Here is a 17,253-nt window from a genome sequence, read left to right as displayed (position 1 = left end):
TATCAATTGGATTTTTTCCTCAATTATTCGATTATCTGAATCGATGCCCAAATTGCCTGAGGAATTCATTAGTTTCCGGTGGATTTTTCCTTCAAAAATTTTTTTTCGCTTTATAAATCCTGGGCATGTCCGGAAAGAAAAACTTTTCTCCGTCATAGTCAGGACAAGTTGCTCATACGTTGTAATATAGCGCTTTGACATGAACAGGGGGGAGAATCTGGAATGGATGATCGGAGGAAAGATATCCGCAATCGTATCGCCAAGAGACGTAAGTTTAATGATAAACCGGCAGGAAGCAGTAGTTGGACGGAGATCAATAATGAGGAACCATATGGGGTTGATTCATTTAACGGGTATTCCGAGAAAGATCATCCGCTCTTCAAGAAAGAATATTTTTTCTTTAAAGTCCTTGCCAGTGTATGCCTGTTCCTGATTATCGCGGTGATGTTCAAACACCCTTCTGTGCGGCTTGACCCTGCCAGAAGTTTTGTCACGGAGAACATGAGCAAGGAATTTCAGTTCGCTTCAATCTCCAATTGGTACGAAAGTGCGTTTGGTAAACCAATTGCTTTTTTACCGAATGAAGCAGGTAAGGAAACTGTTGATTCGAATGAAGAATATGCAATGCCAGCTTCTGCGAAGATTACCCAAACCTTCGAGACGAACGGTGAGGGAATCATATTGGAAACGAGCAAAGGCTCAAAGGTTGAGGCCGTTAATGAAGGGGTAGTCATTTTTGCCGGTGAAAAGGAGGGGATTGGAAAGACGGTCGTCATTCAGCATGCCAATAAAAGTGAATCTTGGTATGGGCAGCTGGAAGGTATTGATGTGAAGTTGTACGAGTTCGTTAAAAAGGGCAATGAAGTCGGACAGGTTACAGTAAGTGAAGATGGATCCAAGGGCAGGTTTTATTTAGCGATAAAAGAAAATGACGCTTTCGTCAATCCTAAAAAGGTGATTCGATTTGAGTGAATATGGGAAATTACTGTTTAAAATCAGGGTGCATCCGACATTGTGGTTTGTCATTGGCATCGCCATCCTCACTGCTCATTTCGTTGAAGTGATGATGCTGCTGCTCATTGTCTTCATTCATGAGATGGGGCATGCCGTCTGTGCCCAGCACTTCAAATGGCGGATAAAGTCAATCCAGCTGCTTCCTTTTGGTGGGGCTGTCGAGACTGAGGAGTATGGAAATAAGAGTTTGAAGGAGGATTTGGCGGTGGTGCTCGCCGGTCCGCTTCAACATGTTTGGCTCATTGGTGCAGCCTTTTTGCTCTATTTCTTTTCTATTATTTCCTATGAACTGTATCAGCCCTTTTTGTATATGAATCTTATGCTGCTGGTTTTTAATTTGCTGCCAATCTGGCCATTGGACGGGGGACGGCTGCTCTTCATCGGTGTTTCCCTATACTGTACCTTTCTTGAAGCGCAGAAACATACACTTCATTTTTCTGCAGCATTCGCTGTCCTGGCTTTTTTGACCTGGCTCATTCTTGATCCGCTCAATTTGAACATCTGGCTCATCATCTTTTTCATAAGTCTGTCGCTCGTCATGGAATGGCGGCAGCGGTATTATGCGTTTATCCGCTTTCTTTTGCAGCGCCATTACGGGCATACGAATGATTTGGCGAAACTGAAGCCGATTTCGGTGGATTCACAAGAACCGATTTATAAAGTGCTGGAACTGTTCCAACGCGGATGTAAACACCCCGTCATCATCATGAAAAACGGGAAAGAAAGCGGTTCGTTGGATGAAACGGAAATCCTTCATGCCTATTTTTCCGAGAAAATGACAAACGGGAAAATCGGCGACCTATTATATTCTTATTAAATATGTTATCCTTTCTTCAAATTGAGGAGAGGATTTTTTTGATGAAAAAGATGATCGCGAACCTAGCTTCACGCGAAAAAAGAGTGGCCGTACTTGAGAATGGTGTTTTACGTAAACTTGAAATCATGCCGCCTCAAAAGCGCAGTACGGTCGGTAATATTTATCTTGGGAAAGTGACGAAGGTGTTACCGGGTATGGATGCCGTCTTCATTGATTACGGTGCAGAGAAGAATGGCTTTTTACACCGTGACGAGATTCCCTCTTACCAGCTGACAAAAAAAAGCGATGGGAAAGCATCAATCGGTCAATATGTCCGTCAAGGAGAAAAGCTGCTAGTTCAGGTGGCCCGGGATGAAACGGGTACGAAAGGTGCTAAATTGACAGGGCTGATCGAGTTTTCAACGGATTCCCTCGTATACATACATGGAATAGATTATGCTGGCGTTTCAAAGAAATTCAAAAATGATGATTTGCATAAGCAGTGGCGGGAAACGGCCTTACAATATAAAAAGCCAGATGAGGGATTGATTGTCCGCACCTCGATGGAGAACGAAAGTGAAACGGTCTTCCTGGATAGGTTAACTATATTGCGGGAGCTCTATAAAGGACTTGAAATTAAAGCTGCGTCCCTCAAGGCCCCGTCCCTTCTATATGAGAGGGACACATACCTTGATATGATCATTTCTGAAATGTCGGGAACGGCTGCCGGAGAACTTGCCATCGATGATTTCGAGGCCTATCAGGAATTGAAAAAATGGGTACAGGAAAACCGTAAGGAGTGGGAAATATCCCATGTATCTGGCAAGAATATTTTTTCTGAATGGAATGTGGAAGCGCAAGTCGAGAAAATGGCCAAGAAAATCGTCTGGCTTGATAATGGCGGATATTTAATTTTTGAAGAAACGGAAGCTTTCACCGTAATCGATGTCAATTCAGGTAAGTTCACCGGTAAGGTGGCGAAGGAAGCAACATTGTTTGCGGTGAATCAGGCTGCGGCGAAAGAGGTCGCCCGTCAACTGAGATTGAGGAATATCAGCGGAATCATTTTGATAGATTTCATCAATATGGACCAATCACGACATGCGCAAGAAATCATCGACATCGTCAAAAAGGAAGCGGCGAGGGATGAGAAGCGGGTCCAGGTCATCGGCTTTACGGAACTGGGCATTTTACAAATGACGAGAAAGCGAACATCCCCATCTTTAACTGAAATGATGACGGTGCCTTGCCCCGTGTGCAGTGGTATCGGTAAAATCGAGAGCCCGGAAACGGTGGCCTTCCGCTTGGAACGTGAATTGCTTGAACATCGGAAGACGGATGATGAAGCGGTTTGGGTGGAGGTCAGTAAAACGGTGGCGGACGTGCTGCTTGGTGAAAAGGAATCATACCGGCAGACACTGGAGGAATTGATCGCTAAAAAGTTATTCCTATCTTTTATCCCAGGTCCCAGGAATGCCTATTCCATCAAGCGCTTCGGGAGTATACAGGAAATCGGGCGGGCTTTCGAATGAAGAAAGGGTAAATCTCACAAATATATTGACAGCCATTCCGGTTTCATGTTAGGATTTTAATGTTATGTTTGTAGCACCCGTGCTACAACCGCTCAACAACAGGTCCTAAGCTTTTGCCTTTCTGGTAAAACGCCTGTGATTGGCGAGTCTGAGACATTTAAGGAGGTGCAAGTATGTACGCAATTATCGAAACTGGCGGTAAACAAATTAAAGTAGCAGCTGGCGAAGCGGTTTACATTGAAAAATTAAACGCAGAAGCAGGCGAAACTGTTACATTTGACAAAGTTTTATTCGTAGGTGGCGAAGACGTGAAAGTCGGTGCTCCACTAGTTGAAGGCGCTACTGTAACAGGTACTGTCGAAAAACAAGGTAAGCAAAAGAAAATCACTGTTTTCAAATACAAAGCGAAGAAAAACAATCGTAAAAAACAAGGTCATCGTCAACCATACACAAAAGTTGTTATCGAAGCAATCAACGCGTAAGGGCTGATTCTAGATGATTAAAGTTGTCTTTGATGCTCCGCAGGAACGGATTACTTCGTTCACCTTAAGCGGACATGCTAATTTTGCTAAAAAAGGTTCTGATATCGTTTGTGCAGGTGTATCGGCTGTTTCCTTTGGGGCAGTCAATGCGATCATGTCCTTAACGGACGTAGAGCCTGAGATTGAGCAAGGTAGGGAAGGCGGCTATCTTCGCTGCGTCATTCCGGGGAATCTTTCGCCGGAATCGGAAGAGAAGGTTCAGCTGCTTTTGAACAGTATGCTCATATCGCTGCAAACCATCGAACGTGATTATGGTAAATACATGAAAATTATCCTCAACCAATAGGAGGTGGAACAAATGTTAAGATTAAATCTTCAGTTCTTCGCTTCGAAAAAAGGAGTAGGTTCTACAAAGAACGGACGTGACTCTCAATCTAAGCGTCTTGGCGCTAAGCGTGCAGATGGTCAATTCGTATCTGGTGGTTCTATCCTTTACCGTCAACGCGGAACAAAAATCTATCCTGGTGAGAACGTAGGCCGTGGTGGAGACGATACTCTATTCGCTAAAGTAGACGGTGTTGTTAAATTCGAACGTTTCGGACGTGACCGTAAAAAAGTAAGCGTATATCCAGTTGCACAAGAAGCATAATTGGCATCTTTGAACAGAGGCTGACTCAAAAGGGTCTGATTCCTTCTACGAGACACTATATACCGCGTCATTTTTAATAATGGTATGCTATATAGTGAAGAAGGGGTCTGGCCCTTTATTTATACTATAGGAACGATTAATAACCAGCATTTTGCAGGAGACTTTAGTCATTAGTATAAGGAAAACAACCTCTGACTTACAAAAGGCTCGCCAATCGGCGGGCTTTCTTAAACTTTCAGGGGGGAAAATCCAAGGTCACTCATCCTTCCCATTTGATTAAACCGAATAGACAGTCCAATTCAACTATAATATCTCCAATTGGTGCATAAATAAGGCCCATTCTCTTTTTTAGTTCAAACGGCTCTACCATCGTCCAAAGAACTCAGGGTGTGCGGCTGTATTTTTTGGACGGGGGCTTTCATGTGAAGGCATGTGAATCGAGCTTCATTTCCTGTTTGTCGTTTTTTTGATATACTGTACAAATGGAAGTATTCAACATGATAGAGCTGAAAAAAGTTTCTTTATCATAATTGAAGGTGTTTATAATGGAAAAAAATTGGACGACTATTGAAACTCTTCGTCAAACCAGGCATGACTGGCTGAATAAAATTCAAATCATCAAAGGGGATCTGGAGCTGAACAGAATTGATCGTGTCAAGGGCATCATTGATGAAATCATTGTTGAAACCCAGAATGAAGCACGCCTCTCCAGTTTGAATTTACCTAAGTTCACCGAGATGTTGTTGACGTCGAATTGGAATAATGGATCATTTTATTGCGAATATGAAATCATTGATATTTTTGAAGGCTCTGCTGAAATGGACGAGCTGATGTATCGCTGGACGAACGATTTCTTTAAAATTCTGGATAAGAATCTGGACCCGTTTTTTGAAAATATACTAGCTGTTTCTATGAGTAAAAAAGAAAAAGAAGTGAGCGATATGCGCTGTGCATTTCAAATGCAAGGCAGGTTCATTGATCAATCCGCAGTGAGGGAGTTTTTGGAAAGTTCATTAACGGCCGAGCAATCAATTGAAATTCTCGAATGTAATGAGGATGAAATATTTTTTAAGATGGATATTAACTTTTAGAGAAGTATACAGCAAGAAATGACTTGCAGAAAACAAGGAAGTGATAGCATGTTTGTCGATCAAACGAAAGTCTATATAAAAGGCGGAGACGGTGGTAACGGAATAGTTGCTTATCGTCGTGAGAAATTCATACCAAAAGGCGGACCTGCCGGCGGAGATGGCGGTAATGGGGCAAATGTCGTTTTTGAAGTGGAAGAGGGCTTGCGTACGTTAATGGATTTCCGTTATCAACGTCACTTTAAGGCACCCCGCGGGGAACATGGCATGTCCAAAAACATGCATGGTGCGGCCGCAAAGGATATGGTCATCAAAGTTCCACCAGGCACGGTTGTCATTGATGAAAAAACGAAGGAAGTCATTGCTGATTTAGTTGAGCACGGGCAGCGCGCCATTATCGCAAAGGGTGGCCGTGGAGGCCGGGGAAATTCCCGTTTTGCTACACCTGCCAATCCTGCACCTGAAATCGCGGAGAACGGTGAACCGGGCCAAGAGCGCGATATAATCATGGAATTGAAACTGTTGGCTGATGTCGGTTTGGTTGGTTTCCCAAGTGTAGGGAAATCCACTTTGCTTTCTGTCGTATCCGCAGCAAGACCTAAAATTGCCGAATATCATTTCACAACGATCGTTCCTAACCTCGGAATGGTGGAAACGGAAGATCACCGCAGCTTCGTCATGGCCGATTTACCGGGTTTGATCGAAGGCGCTTCAGAAGGAGTGGGCCTTGGACATCAATTCCTGCGCCATATTGAAAGAACGAGAGTAATCGTTCATGTAATCGATATGTCGGGTCTTGAAGGCAGGGATCCATATGAAGACTACCAAACAATCAATAAAGAGTTGGAAGAGTATAACCTGCGCTTGACTGAACGTCCGCAAATCATTGTAGCAAGTAAAATGGATATGCCGGACTCAGCAGATAATTTAGCAGCATTCAAAGAAAAGCTGGAAGAAGACTATCCTGTTTTCCCGATTTCTGCCGTAACGCGTGAAGGAATCCGTGAGCTTCTTTATGCAATTGCTGATAAAATCGAAGAAACGCCTGAGTTCCCTCTTGATCATGAAGAAGAGAATACTGGAATCCACCGGGTTCTTTATAAACATACTTCACAGTCGGATGAATTTAACATTGAACGCGAATCCGATGGCAGCTTTGCCGTATCAGGATTCAAGATCGAACGTCTATTCAAAATGACTGACTTTACCCGTGATGAGTCCATACGTCGTTTCGCTAGACAGCTTCGTTCATTCGGAGTCGACGAAGGCCTTCGTCAAAAAGGTGCAACAAATGGCGATATCGTCCGTATCCTTGAATATGAATTTGAATTTGTTGATTGATTGAAGACCATGATGGCAGGCAAAAGGAGGCGTGCGGAGTTTGAATAAGGCCGATCAGAAATTTTTCCTCGTTCGGGAGGATGTCCTTCCCGAAGCGATGAAAAAAACGCTGGATGCAAAAGAAATGATTGAACGGGGAAAAGCAGAATCAGTTTGGGAAGCGGTACAGCGAGTGGACCTAAGCAGGAGTGCTTTTTACAAATACCGTGACACGGTATTTCCGTTTCATACTGTTGTTAAAGAAAAGCTGATTACACTGTTCTTCTACCTCGAGGATCGTTCTGGTACTCTATCGGAGCTCTTACGGCTCGTCGCCTCATCCGGTTGCAACATCATGACTATCCACCAAACGATTCCTTTGCAGGGTCGTGCCAATGTTACCCTATCTCTGAACACGGGTGGGATGACTATGGATATTGATGAACTGCTTACTAAATTGCGTAAAATGGAGTTCGTCGAAAAAGTCGAAATTATTGGGAACGGCGCATGAAAACAGCCTGTACATTTCAAATGTACAGGCTGTTTTTATTTGTAAGAGGATGATTTATCGATTAACTATTGTAAAAAATCAGAAAATGGCATAACATAAACAATAGATTTTCCGTGAAAAGGAGTTTATAATATGACATCAAAAATTGCATTTCTTGGACCAAAAGCAACGTTCACGGATTTAGCTGTTTCGCGACTATTTCCTAATGATATAAAAATGCCGATGAACACGATTCCAGACTGCCTTGATGCTGTCCGGGACGGGGAAGTGAATCACGCGCTCGTACCGATCGAGAATGCTTTGGAGGGATCGGTAAATATTACGATGGATTACTTAGTCCATGAAGTCACATTACCGATGAAAGGGGAAGTGACGATCCCAATTCAACAGCATTATATGGTGCATCCGGATCATGCATATCCTGGTTTCAAACCGGACATGGTTTATTCGCATTCCCATGCCATCGCTCAATGCCGCAAATTCCTCCATAAAGAACTAAGGGGCATTCCATATGAGTATGTCACATCCACTGCAGCCGCTGCAAAAATGGTGATGGAGAATCCCGATATCAATATTGCTGCGATTGCAAATGATATGGCTGCAGCGGAGTATGGTTTGACGATTGTGGAAGAAAACATTCACGATTACGAACATAATCACACCAAGTTTATTGTTGTATCCAACAGTGAAGTCGACTATGAAGGGCATTTGACCGTTGAAGGGAACAAGAAAACGACCCTGATGATTCAGCTGCCTGCCGACCACTCAGGGCAGCTTCACCAAGTCCTATCCGCTTTTTCCTGGAGGAAGCTTAATCTTTCCAAGATTGAATCAAGACCCATGAAAACAGGATTAGGCAATTACTTTTTCATCATCGACATTGAAATGGCCCTTGACGATGTTCTCATTCCAGGAGCGATCTCTGAGCTCGAGGCCCTTGGATGTACGGTTTCGATCATGGGAAGCTATTCATGCTTTAGAGTCCAAAATGGTGTACCGCAACGATGATTTCCCAGGAAAATTGAACGCTTAAAGCGACGGTAAACGATTTTTCCTGGGTACACAAGGCTGGAAGTTTGCATCATCGATTTCCTAAGTGATAAATGGTACAACCCTCAGCTGTGCTTTATACAAGAAAGGTGCCCCGGGATTATTTCCGGGGCTTTTTCTTGTGTATAAGTTCTTAAAATGGCTGCCTGTCATTTTATAGAATATATATATAATGGAGAGCGATGAAGGAATTCATTATTTTTCACTTTGGAGATGATTCTTTAGAGGAATTTGAGGATTACCTGTATGGAACATGATTACATAACTTGTGACTAATCCTCAGTGGATGCACCTATTTTTAATACTGGAAAAATATCCAAACATGCATGATAGGATGATGGTAAGCAGAGATGGATAGGCAATTCGAAGAAACGTTCGGTTCTTGGACTCAAGCGATTGGAACCGTCATTTCTACTGTTAAGGTCCACCATTCATTACCTTGGACGAAGAATTTCGCAAAAAACTTAGATTTGATTGGTAATGAACTTCAGCGCATCTGAAAATGCAGAAATATCAATATCCCATTTGGAAGAGAAGCCATCGAATGGTGAATTAATACAAGGGATAGGAGGCTGGGTACAGGCGGTAGGCTCCATCATTAGTCTTTTAGGGCAATTGAGAATCTAGGATGGAGAGTGCGGAGCCAATAAAAAATCCTCAAAAGATGTGGCTTTTGAGGATTTTCATTTTTTCAATCGACCAAAATGCCGGCATCCCTCAATGCACCTTCCGCTTCATCAAGTAGTTCTTCTGATGATGCACTCAGTGTATGGAGATGGATGCCGCTCGTTAGTTCCGATAAAAAAGATGCGTTCGTTGCCGTCACCTTAGAGAGGAATTGCTGGACTTCTTTACGGCTGCTGACCATGATGGAAGCGGTCAGGTCGCCGTATACGGGGTGCTCGATTTTGACATCTTTCACCGTGATGCCGATATCCACGAGTAAAAATAACTCTTCTTGGGCCCGTGAAGGATCATGCTGGCAAGCAATTATCCTTTCCGGCTTTTGGGTGCTCCCCGTTTGTAAGTACATATAGCCCTGGCTCGTGGCAATGATAGGTTCATTCCGTGCTTTCAGGAGCGTTATGTCACCAACGATAACCTGCCGGCTTACATTCGTGATTTGCGAAAGCTCGCTGCCTGTTACTGGCTGATCGCTTGTTTGCAATAAATGTAAGAGTTTCGTCCGTCTTTCTTCCCCGAGTAATTTCTTTCTTTCCATAATCATTCACCTCTTTATTAACAAACATTCTACCATAGAATGGAGGGGTTTATCGAATGGAAGCTATTCCTTCGAGACAGTCTGCCAACTTGTGAATGTCGTCGGCCGTTGTATTTTTACCAAATGAAAAACGGACGAATTGATGTGCTTCATCTTCGCTTTTCCCAATGGCCATCATTGTTTTTGAAGGATCCTGTTTACCGATTTGACAGGCGCTTCCCGTCGATACAGCAAATCCCTTCTGGTTTAATTCCAGCATGATGTATTGTCCTTGGAATCCAGCAAAGGTCAGTGCCAGAATGTGGGGCAATTGCTTGTCCTTCGCATCGATGATTTGAAAATCGACTTTCTTTTCCGTAAGCCGCTCGATCAATTGCACCCTAAGCATGGAAATCCGTTTCCGTTCATCTTCCATGATATCCCCTAATTTCTTTGCAGCCGTTACGAAGGAAGCTATACCGGGGACGTCCACTGTCCCTGGCCGGAAACCATATTCATGAGTGATATTAGGTACTGAAGCCTTCAACCGATGGATGGCCGGGAAAATGGCGGCTCCAGTCCCTTTTGGACCATAAACTTTATGACTGGAAACTGATAATCCATCACATAAGGCAGATAACTTCCCAAGCGGCAATTTAGCAAATGATTGGACACAATCCACATGCAAGAAAGCATGGTGTCTTCGAACGATTTTACTTATTTGCTCAATGGGTTGAATGACCCCGATTTCTGAATTCACATGTTGGACGATGACCAAGCAAGTTTTCTCCGACAAACATTCCTGTAGATGTTCAATATCAACTCGGCCATCTTCCAAATGCCGTAAATACGTAACCTCGAAGCCTTCATGTTCAAGCTTTGCGACAAAATTGGCAATTGATGCATGTTCAGTTCGGCTTACAATCAAGTGGTTCTGCCAGGATGGTTTTGATGCGATGAATGTATCAATGGCAAGCATGTTGCTTTCTGACCCGCCGCTCGTAAAGATGATTCCTTCCTTTTTTATGTTCAGCATTTCTGCTAGTTGCTGCCGTGACATATCCAATAAACGTGCCGCTTCAGAGCCAATATCATGCAAACTGCTCGCATTCCCGAAAAACTTCCGGGATGCTTGGCTGAATACGTCGAGTGCCTCATCATCAATCGGCGTTGTGGCTGCATAATCCAAATAAATCAAGAAATCACCTCTATCTTGTAATCTTAAAAAACTCTTGATAATAGTTTAATAATATGTAAATATAGTTGTCAAGACACCTGTCATAAACAGGAGGAATGAAATAATGGTAAAAGCGGGAATCATCGTTATAGGTAGCGGGATTGCTGCCTTGAAAACGGCATTGGAAGCAAGTAAACATAAGCATGTGATACTCATCACAAAATCAAAGATCCGCCATAGTAATTCCTATTTAGCACAGGGCGGGATTGCAGCTGCAATATCTGATCGTGACAGAGTATCCTATCATAAAAAAGATACGCTGGAGGCTGGTCAGCGTTATAACAAGGAAAAGGCAGTGGAAATACTCGTCGAAGAGGCCCCTTCGGTGATAGCTGAACTTATTCGTTCCGGCATGCAATTTGACCATGATCATGATGGTACCCTCATGCTTGGCATGGAGGGTGCCCACAGTGAAAGGAGAATCCTTCATAGTCATGGGGATTCTACAGGAAAGTACATCATGGAACATCTAATAGGGTGTTTGAAAAACTCTTTGATTACTGTGGTCGAGAATGCGGCAGCAGTGGAGTTGATTATCGGAAAAGATGATTCTTGCATAGGCGTCAAAACTCTTGATAAGGCTGGGAAACTTGTAACGTACCACGCGGAACGAACAGTGTTGGCAACTGGCGGCTGTGGTTCCCTATACCATTTCACTTCAAATTCACAAACGGTTTCAGGAGATGGAATCGCACTTGCATTCAAGGCCGGTGCAAAAGTTCGTGACATGGAATTCATACAGTTTCATCCGACCCTGCTTTTTATAAATGGTAAAGCGGAAGGGCTGGTTTCAGAAGCGGTCCGCGGGGATGGTGCAAGGTTAGTGACTGAAATGGGAAGACCGATCATGGAGGATGTCCATGCCATGAAAGATCTGGCTCCAAGGCATATTGTGGCACAGACGATTTTTTCTTATTTACAGCGCGGAGAAAAGGTATTTTTGGATATTTCAATGATTAAGGATTTTAAGAAGCGTTTTCCGACAGTGAGCTCATTATGTGAAAAAAGCGGGCTGGACCTTAAATTCGGGAAAATCCCTGTAGCGCCTGGAAACCATTTCCTGATGGGGGGGGATTGAAGTCGACGAATGGGGGAGAACCTCTGTCCCTTCTTTGTATGCAGTTGGTGAAGTGGCATGCACTGGTGTACATGGGGCGAACCGATTGGCCAGCAACTCCCTACTCGAAGGGCTGGTTTTTGGAAATGCGCTTGGTCAATTGCTAGCTAACATGCCAGCAAGGTCGATACCGGAAGAAAAAGAGCAGTCCAAAGGTTCCTGCCATTTTACCATTTTACCTGATCTCGCGACATTGCAGGGAAAATTAATGAACGAAGCAGGAATCGTTCGAAATGAAGCAGGTTTAACTCGACTGAAGGATTATCTTGAGACATTCAATATCGAAAAATTGCTGCATATGGAAGTAACGGGATTATCGATAAAAGAGATAACGAATATCAATGCCACAATCGTGGCATGGCTGATTGCCGAATCCGCATTGACCAGAACGGAAAGCAGGGGCGGTCATTTCCGCAGTGACTATCCAAGCGAAGATGACTCCCAATGGCTTGAAAATTCGGTTATCCTTGCTTGCACAGATGTGAAAAACCGGGTAAAAGGGAGGCGACTATATGAATATATTGAAGCTTAAGCAGATGCTGCAACAATTTTTAATGGAAGATATAGGTGAATGCGACGTAACGAGTGATACGATTTTTGATCAAGGTGAACAAGGGACTTTGACATTCATTGCAAAAGAAGGCGGAGTTTTTAGTGGAAGTGACGTCATCAAGACAGGATTTGCATTGTTGGATGAGCAAATCGAGGTTATCCTTTTTGTTCATGATGGCGAAGTTTTTGAACCAGGACATCAACTTGCAAGAATGACCGGCGATATGGCTTCTCTTTTAAAAGGGGAACGGGTGGTTTTGAATTTAGTACAGCGTATGTCCGCCATTGCGACACAGGCTCATAAAGCTACCAAGATATTAGCGGGGACGAAGACGAGGGCTTGTGATACGAGGAAAACTACACCTGGCCTGCGGATGCTTGAAAAATATGCGGTCCGTTCAGGCGGGGCATTCAATCACCGATATGGCCTGTTTGATGCCGTCATGATAAAGGATAATCATATTTCTTTCGCTGGGTCCATAACGAAGGCGGTTCAAACGGTAAAATCCAAACTGGGACATACCACTAAAGTGGAAGTGGAAACGGAATCAATCGAACAGGTGCTTGAAGCAGTGGAAGCCGGTGCTGATATCATCATGTTCGATAACCGGAGCCCCGAAGAAATTAAGCAACTGATCAAATTGGTTCCTGCCCACATCATAACTGAAGCTTCCGGAGGTATTCATTTAGACAATCTAGCCTCATATCGGGAAACAGGGGTTGACTATATTTCATTGGGCAGTCTGACTCACAGTGTCAGGGCACTTGATATTAGCGCTAAGGTCAAAGAACGTGAGGGGATATTGAAATGAACATATTGGAGATGGCTAGTACGGCAGGGAATGTATTGCCTGAAAAATATAAGACGATGACAATGGAAGATATGGAAAATCGGGTCCATGACATTAAGAACCGAATGGGAAAGCGGCTTTATATCCCAGGTCATCATTATCAACGGGAGGAAGTCATTCAATTTTCGGATGTAACGGGAGATTCACTTCAGTTGGCACAGCTTTCCGCCGAAAATCGCGAAGCGGATTATATCGTGTTTTGTGGCGTACATTTCATGGCTGAAACTGCCGATATTTTGACTGAAGAAGGGCAGACGGTCATCCTTCCTGACATGCGTGCAGGCTGTTCAATGGCAGATATGGCGGATATTGAACAAACCGAACGGGCCTGGACAAAGCTTCAGGAATTATTTGGCGATACGATCCTTCCGCTCACTTATGTTAATTCGACTGCGGCCATCAAAGCTTTTGTAGGGAAAAATGGCGGGGCGACGGTGACTTCTTCAAATGCACAAGGGATGGTATCGTGGGCCCTCTCGCAAAAAGAACGGATCCTGTTTCTTCCCGATCAGCATCTTGGGAGGAATACAGCCTTTGACCTTGGCATTCCATTAAACGAAATGGCTGTCTGGGATCCTCATAAGGACGAATTGATCTATGAAGGGGAACTCGAAGATCTGAAGGTACTTCTTTGGAAAGGGCATTGTTCGGTCCATGAAAATTTCACGACGGCGAATATTGAAACGCTTCGAGCGGAGCAGCCGGAAATGAATATCATCGTTCATCCCGAATGTCGCCGTGAGGTAGTCGCCCTGTCGGATTATGCGGGTTCGACATCGTACATCATTAATATGATAGAAAAGGCCGAACCAGGTAGTTCTTGGGCAATCGGCACGGAAATGAACCTTGTCAAACGGCTTATCGCCAATAACCCTGACAAGAACATCATCTCGTTAAATCCGAATATGTGTCCATGCCTTACGATGAACCGGATTGATTTGCCTCACTTGCTTTGGGCGCTTGAATCAATTGAAGAAGGTATTATCATTAATCCGATAAAAGTCGAGAAGGGCATTGCGGATAATGCCATACTAGCTTTGAACCGAATGCTTGAACGTGTTTAAGTTAATCCTTTCAATAATAAAATTGAAAAAGACTTTTCATAACATAAGAAAGGGAGGGCAGAAGCCCCCCCTCAGACTGTAGACAAACTCGATAAATAATTGAGTGTGTCTACAGTTTTTTTTTTGGGGTTTGTAAAATTTGAACGTTGATTGGAACGCAGGGCACTCGCTTTCCGCGGACGGTCCGACCTGGGCACTCTTTGCGCCTGTGGGGACTTCCATGGACGCACTTTTCCCGGGAGTCTCGCATCTTCCATCTCAGTCAAATTTGTTTTACCATTTAGATAAAACTCCTTTTGCCAGCATTCTTTTTGGTTTTAAAATAGAAGTATATCCAAATCTGTGGAATTCAAGCTGCCTAGCAATTCGCTTGGATTACCGCCAGGAGCATCACGAACAAGATGATTGCCAAACCGATTCCGGCCATACCTTTACCCCTTTTGTCCTCCACGTTCGAGCTGTCCTTTCTTCCACTAATATTCCTCCCAGAATGTAAGAAAAGTTACCTGGACCCACAGCTTTAGGTCATTTACTTTCTTATACCAGGATTTCCCTTTCGTTTAGACAGGTTGAAGGAAGCGTTTCTTTCATGATGGATTCCTGACGAATCCTTTTTTTAGGATGAATGCAATGGTTCCTTTCTAATTATCGATCCTGTTAATAAGGCAGGTCCTAAGAGAGAAGAATATCCTTTTTCCGAGATGCCATATCGATTTTTTCTTCTTCAAAAAAGTACCTTTCATATTCCTAAATCATTGGTTCCAATCATAAAAGTCCTTTTTCACGCATAAGTTTTCATGATAAAAATAATAGCAATTCACCCACTGCATCATAGAATATATGGACATATGCACAGGAGGGGTTAACAGCGTGAAAATTCATATAGTCCAAAAAGGCGATACGCTTTGGAAACTCGCCAAAAAATATGGCGTCAGTTTTGAAGAACTTAAAAAAGTTAACACGCAATTGAGCAACCCGGACATGATGATGCCCGGAATGAAAATTAAAATACCAGGGACATCCGGAGCTGTAATAAAAGAAACGGTTAAACCAAACGTGAATATTCAACAGGGAATGAAAGAATCCCAAATTCAACCGTATCAAGCACAGCCTGCACCTATGAAAGAGCAGCAAATTATGCAAAAACATCCAGTAAAAGAACAGCCGAAATTTCAACAGCCGGTTAAAGAACAACCAATCGTTCAAAAACCAGTAAAAGAGCAGAAAATCTTTCAACAGCCAGCTAAGAAGGAGCAGCAGATCGTTCAGCCAAAGCCAATCATTAAAGAAAAGCAAATAATCGTTCCAAAAGAAGTACCAGTACCGATGCCGGTGATTCCGGAAATCGATATCAATAATTATTATATGGTCAACATGACCAATATGAGTGTACAGAAGCCTCCTGCACCACCACCTTTACCAAAGAAAAAAGAAGTGCAGGCAGTCACTAAAAAGAAGAAGAAAAAGCCTGCTGTCCAGCCAGAACAGGAATATTGTGAGCCGGTGGATGATTGTATTCCAGTAACGCCAATCATGCCTGGAAGCGGTTATTGTATTCAGCCGCCTCCATGGGCGTATATGCAGATGCAAGGGATGCAAGCCCCATATCAAGGTGCTCAAGGGTACCAGCCGGCCCCACAAGGTTATCAAATGTTGGAAGAAAGTTCTGATGTTTGGGGAGAATCTCCTGACATGCAAACGATGGGGCAAGGATTCGTTCAAGGGGCAAGTATGAATCCAGCAGGCCAGCAACATTATCCTTATCAAGCCTCAGCACCGGTTCCGCATCATTTTTATGGGGGGATGAATCAACAAGCTCAAGTAGCAGGTTCATATATGCAACAAGAGTATGGGCCATCAGTGGAATCGTCTTCTTCAAATGATCACCATAACTTTCCTCAGCAGTATACCCAGACAGTCGGTGAAGAAGATTGCGGCTGTAATAAGGGGGTACTAGGAACTTATGGGCCGGATGTGAAAGGGCAGTATCAAGGAAACAAAAAAATAGAGATGCAGCATCAATATGAAGCAGAGTCAGAAGAATCGGCTCAAGTCCAACAATATGGCGGTCAAAGTGGTAGCGATCCAGGCATGATGATGGGCGGTCAAAGTGGAGGCGATCCAAGTATGATGATGGGCGGTCAAAGTGGAGGCGATCCAAGTATGGTGATAGGCGGTCAAAGTGGAAGTGATCCAAGCATGATGATGGGCGGTCAAAGTGGAAGCCATCCAGGCATGATGATAGGTGGCCAAGGTGGAGGTCAACCATGGATGATGGGAGGTCATCAAGGAAGCCACTCAGGCATGATGGGAGGTCATCAAGGAGGCCATTCAGGGATGATGGAAGGTCATCAAGGAAGCCATTCAGGGATGATGGAAGGTCATCAAGGAGGCCACTCAGGCATGATGGAAGGTCATCAAGGAGGCCATTCAGGCATGATGGGAAGTCATCAAGGAAGCCACTCAGGCATGACGGGAGGTCATCAAGGAAGCCATTCAGGCATGATGGGAAGTCATCAAGGAGGCCATTCAGGCATGATGGAAGGTCATCAAGGAAGCCATTCAGGCATGATGGGAAGTCATCAAGGAAGCCATTCAGGCATGATGGGAAGTCATCAAGGAAGCCATTCAGGCATGATGGAAGGTCATCAAGGAAGCCATCCAGGGATGATGGAAGGTCATCAAGGAAGCCATTCAGGGATGACGGGAGGCCATCAAGGAAGCCATCCAGGGATGATGGAAGGTCATCAAGGAAGCCATTCAGGGATGACGGGAGGCCATCAAGGAAG

At 43.9% G+C, this 17,253-nt stretch carries 19 protein-coding genes and 1 other annotated feature; of the genes, 17 read left to right on the top strand and 2 right to left on the bottom strand.

Annotated features, from left to right (window positions below; all coding sequences use genetic code 11):
• Nucleotides 1-222: 222 nt before the first annotated feature.
• From ACFX4L_RS01620 to ACFX4L_RS01570, 11 genes are all read left to right on the top strand, one after another.
• Nucleotides 223-972 carry a M23 family metallopeptidase gene (locus ACFX4L_RS01620; RefSeq protein ID WP_089361657.1) on the top strand — a complete coding sequence of 250 codons (750 nt, stop codon included), beginning with the start codon at nucleotides 223-225 and terminating at the stop codon, nucleotides 970-972.
• Nucleotides 965-1,831, top strand: coding sequence for a M50 family metallopeptidase (locus ACFX4L_RS01615; protein ID WP_061464246.1), 867 nt, complete (start codon nucleotides 965-967; stop codon nucleotides 1,829-1,831). Before ACFX4L_RS01620 ends, ACFX4L_RS01615 begins: the two co-directional genes overlap by 8 nt.
• A 41-nt stretch (nucleotides 1,832-1,872) precedes the next feature.
• Entirely contained in the window at nucleotides 1,873-3,342 is a 1,470-nt protein-coding gene (locus ACFX4L_RS01610; protein WP_377381139.1) for an Rne/Rng family ribonuclease, read from the top strand.
• Between the two features lie 76 nt (nucleotides 3,343-3,418).
• Nucleotides 3,419-3,502: a sequence feature (ribosomal protein L21 leader region), on the top strand.
• Between the two features lie 13 nt (nucleotides 3,503-3,515).
• Entirely contained in the window at nucleotides 3,516-3,824 is a 309-nt protein-coding gene (gene rplU, locus ACFX4L_RS01605; RefSeq protein ID WP_034308849.1) for a 50S ribosomal protein L21, read from the top strand.
• A 13-nt stretch (nucleotides 3,825-3,837) separates the two neighbouring features.
• Entirely contained in the window at nucleotides 3,838-4,170 is a 333-nt protein-coding gene (locus ACFX4L_RS01600; protein WP_061464244.1) for a ribosomal-processing cysteine protease Prp, read from the top strand.
• A 12-nt stretch (nucleotides 4,171-4,182) separates the two neighbouring features.
• Entirely contained in the window at nucleotides 4,183-4,473 is a 291-nt protein-coding gene (gene rpmA, locus ACFX4L_RS01595; protein ID WP_230154959.1) for a 50S ribosomal protein L27, read from the top strand.
• Nucleotides 4,474-5,018: 545 nt separating this feature from the next.
• Nucleotides 5,019-5,564, top strand: a complete 546-nt coding sequence (locus ACFX4L_RS01590; protein WP_377403703.1) for a Spo0B C-terminal domain-containing protein — start codon at nucleotides 5,019-5,021, stop codon at nucleotides 5,562-5,564.
• Nucleotides 5,565-5,612: 48 nt separating this feature from the next.
• On the top strand, nucleotides 5,613-6,902 hold the full coding sequence (gene obgE, locus ACFX4L_RS01585; protein ID WP_061464242.1) for a GTPase ObgE: 1,290 nt from the start codon (nucleotides 5,613-5,615) through the stop codon (nucleotides 6,900-6,902).
• 40 nt (nucleotides 6,903-6,942) lie between these two features.
• A complete protein-coding gene (locus ACFX4L_RS01580; protein WP_061464241.1) occupies nucleotides 6,943-7,392 on the top strand; it encodes an ACT domain-containing protein in 450 nt (149 codons plus the stop codon).
• A gap of 132 nt (nucleotides 7,393-7,524) precedes the next feature.
• A complete protein-coding gene (gene pheA / locus ACFX4L_RS01575; protein WP_089361654.1) occupies nucleotides 7,525-8,400 on the top strand; it encodes a prephenate dehydratase in 876 nt (291 codons plus the stop codon).
• Between the two features lie 392 nt (nucleotides 8,401-8,792).
• On the top strand, nucleotides 8,793-8,942 hold the full coding sequence (locus ACFX4L_RS01570) for a DUF6944 family repetitive protein (protein ID WP_284470107.1): 150 nt from the start codon (nucleotides 8,793-8,795) through the stop codon (nucleotides 8,940-8,942).
• Between the two features lie 191 nt (nucleotides 8,943-9,133).
• Here the strand turns inward: ACFX4L_RS01570 and ACFX4L_RS01565 are convergent, their stop codons facing one another.
• Both ACFX4L_RS01565 and ACFX4L_RS01560 read right to left on the bottom strand, forming a co-directional pair.
• Nucleotides 9,134-9,667 carry a transcription repressor NadR gene (locus tag ACFX4L_RS01565; protein WP_061466154.1) on the bottom strand — a complete coding sequence of 178 codons (534 nt, stop codon included), beginning with the start codon at nucleotides 9,665-9,667 and terminating at the stop codon, nucleotides 9,134-9,136.
• A 46-nt stretch (nucleotides 9,668-9,713) separates the two neighbouring features.
• Nucleotides 9,714-10,841: an IscS subfamily cysteine desulfurase gene (locus ACFX4L_RS01560; protein ID WP_377403700.1), complete on the bottom strand. Its 1,128-nt coding sequence runs from the start codon at nucleotides 10,839-10,841 to the stop codon at nucleotides 9,714-9,716.
• Nucleotides 10,842-10,944: 103 nt separating this feature from the next.
• Between ACFX4L_RS01560 and ACFX4L_RS01555 the strand changes: the two genes are divergently transcribed.
• The 6 genes from ACFX4L_RS01555 to safA all read left to right on the top strand — a co-directional run.
• Complete coding sequence (locus ACFX4L_RS01555) at nucleotides 10,945-11,958, top strand: FAD-dependent oxidoreductase (RefSeq protein ID WP_377403697.1); 1,014 nt, start codon at nucleotides 10,945-10,947, stop codon at nucleotides 11,956-11,958.
• Nucleotides 11,959-12,010: 52 nt separating this feature from the next.
• Complete coding sequence (locus tag ACFX4L_RS01550; RefSeq protein ID WP_377403858.1) at nucleotides 12,011-12,529, top strand: L-aspartate oxidase; 519 nt, start codon at nucleotides 12,011-12,013, stop codon at nucleotides 12,527-12,529.
• Nucleotides 12,510-13,361, top strand: coding sequence for a carboxylating nicotinate-nucleotide diphosphorylase (gene nadC / locus ACFX4L_RS01545; RefSeq protein WP_377403694.1), 852 nt, complete (start codon nucleotides 12,510-12,512; stop codon nucleotides 13,359-13,361). Before ACFX4L_RS01550 ends, nadC begins: the two co-directional genes overlap by 20 nt.
• Nucleotides 13,358-14,464 carry a quinolinate synthase NadA gene (nadA, locus tag ACFX4L_RS01540; protein ID WP_125160049.1) on the top strand — a complete coding sequence of 369 codons (1,107 nt, stop codon included), beginning with the start codon at nucleotides 13,358-13,360 and terminating at the stop codon, nucleotides 14,462-14,464. The genes nadC and nadA overlap by 4 nt, the downstream gene beginning before the upstream one ends.
• 139 nt (nucleotides 14,465-14,603) lie before the next feature.
• The gene (locus tag ACFX4L_RS01535; RefSeq protein WP_377381126.1) at nucleotides 14,604-14,960 is read left to right on the top strand and encodes a hypothetical protein; all 357 of its coding nucleotides are present in this window, start codon (nucleotides 14,604-14,606) and stop codon (nucleotides 14,958-14,960) included.
• 374 nt (nucleotides 14,961-15,334) lie between these two features.
• Nucleotides 15,335-17,253: SafA/ExsA family spore coat assembly protein (safA, locus tag ACFX4L_RS01530; protein WP_377403691.1), on the top strand; the 1,919-nt coding region annotated here is incomplete at its 3' end.

Origin of the sequence: Peribacillus sp. YIM B13482, assembly GCF_042787975.1 — a bacterium.
GTDB classification, from domain to species: domain Bacteria; phylum Bacillota; class Bacilli; order Bacillales; family DSM-1321; genus Peribacillus; species Peribacillus simplex_A.
This window is presented reverse-complemented; position numbering and strand designations above follow the sequence as displayed.

Bases quoted from the DNA above. Each gene is read 5' to 3' on its own strand.
- ACFX4L_RS01620 (WP_089361657.1), top strand. From the start codon at position 223: ATGGATGATCGGAGGAAAGATATCCGCAATCGTATCGCCAAGAGACGT.
- ACFX4L_RS01610 (WP_377381139.1), top strand. From the start codon at position 1,873: ATGAAAAAGATGATCGCGAACCTAGCTTCACGCGAAAAAAGAGTGGCC.
- rplU (WP_034308849.1), top strand. From the start codon at position 3,516: ATGTACGCAATTATCGAAACTGGCGGTAAACAAATTAAAGTAGCAGCT.
- ACFX4L_RS01600 (WP_061464244.1), top strand. From the start codon at position 3,838: ATGATTAAAGTTGTCTTTGATGCTCCGCAGGAACGGATTACTTCGTTC.
- rpmA (WP_230154959.1), top strand. From the start codon at position 4,183: ATGTTAAGATTAAATCTTCAGTTCTTCGCTTCGAAAAAAGGAGTAGGT.
- ACFX4L_RS01590 (WP_377403703.1), top strand. From the start codon at position 5,019: ATGGAAAAAAATTGGACGACTATTGAAACTCTTCGTCAAACCAGGCAT.
- obgE (WP_061464242.1), top strand. From the start codon at position 5,613: ATGTTTGTCGATCAAACGAAAGTCTATATAAAAGGCGGAGACGGTGGT.
- pheA (WP_089361654.1), top strand. From the start codon at position 7,525: ATGACATCAAAAATTGCATTTCTTGGACCAAAAGCAACGTTCACGGAT.
- ACFX4L_RS01570 (WP_284470107.1), top strand. From the start codon at position 8,793: ATGGATAGGCAATTCGAAGAAACGTTCGGTTCTTGGACTCAAGCGATT.
- ACFX4L_RS01555 (WP_377403697.1), top strand. From the start codon at position 10,945: ATGGTAAAAGCGGGAATCATCGTTATAGGTAGCGGGATTGCTGCCTTG.
- nadC (WP_377403694.1), top strand. From the start codon at position 12,510: ATGAATATATTGAAGCTTAAGCAGATGCTGCAACAATTTTTAATGGAA.
- nadA (WP_125160049.1), top strand. From the start codon at position 13,358: ATGAACATATTGGAGATGGCTAGTACGGCAGGGAATGTATTGCCTGAA.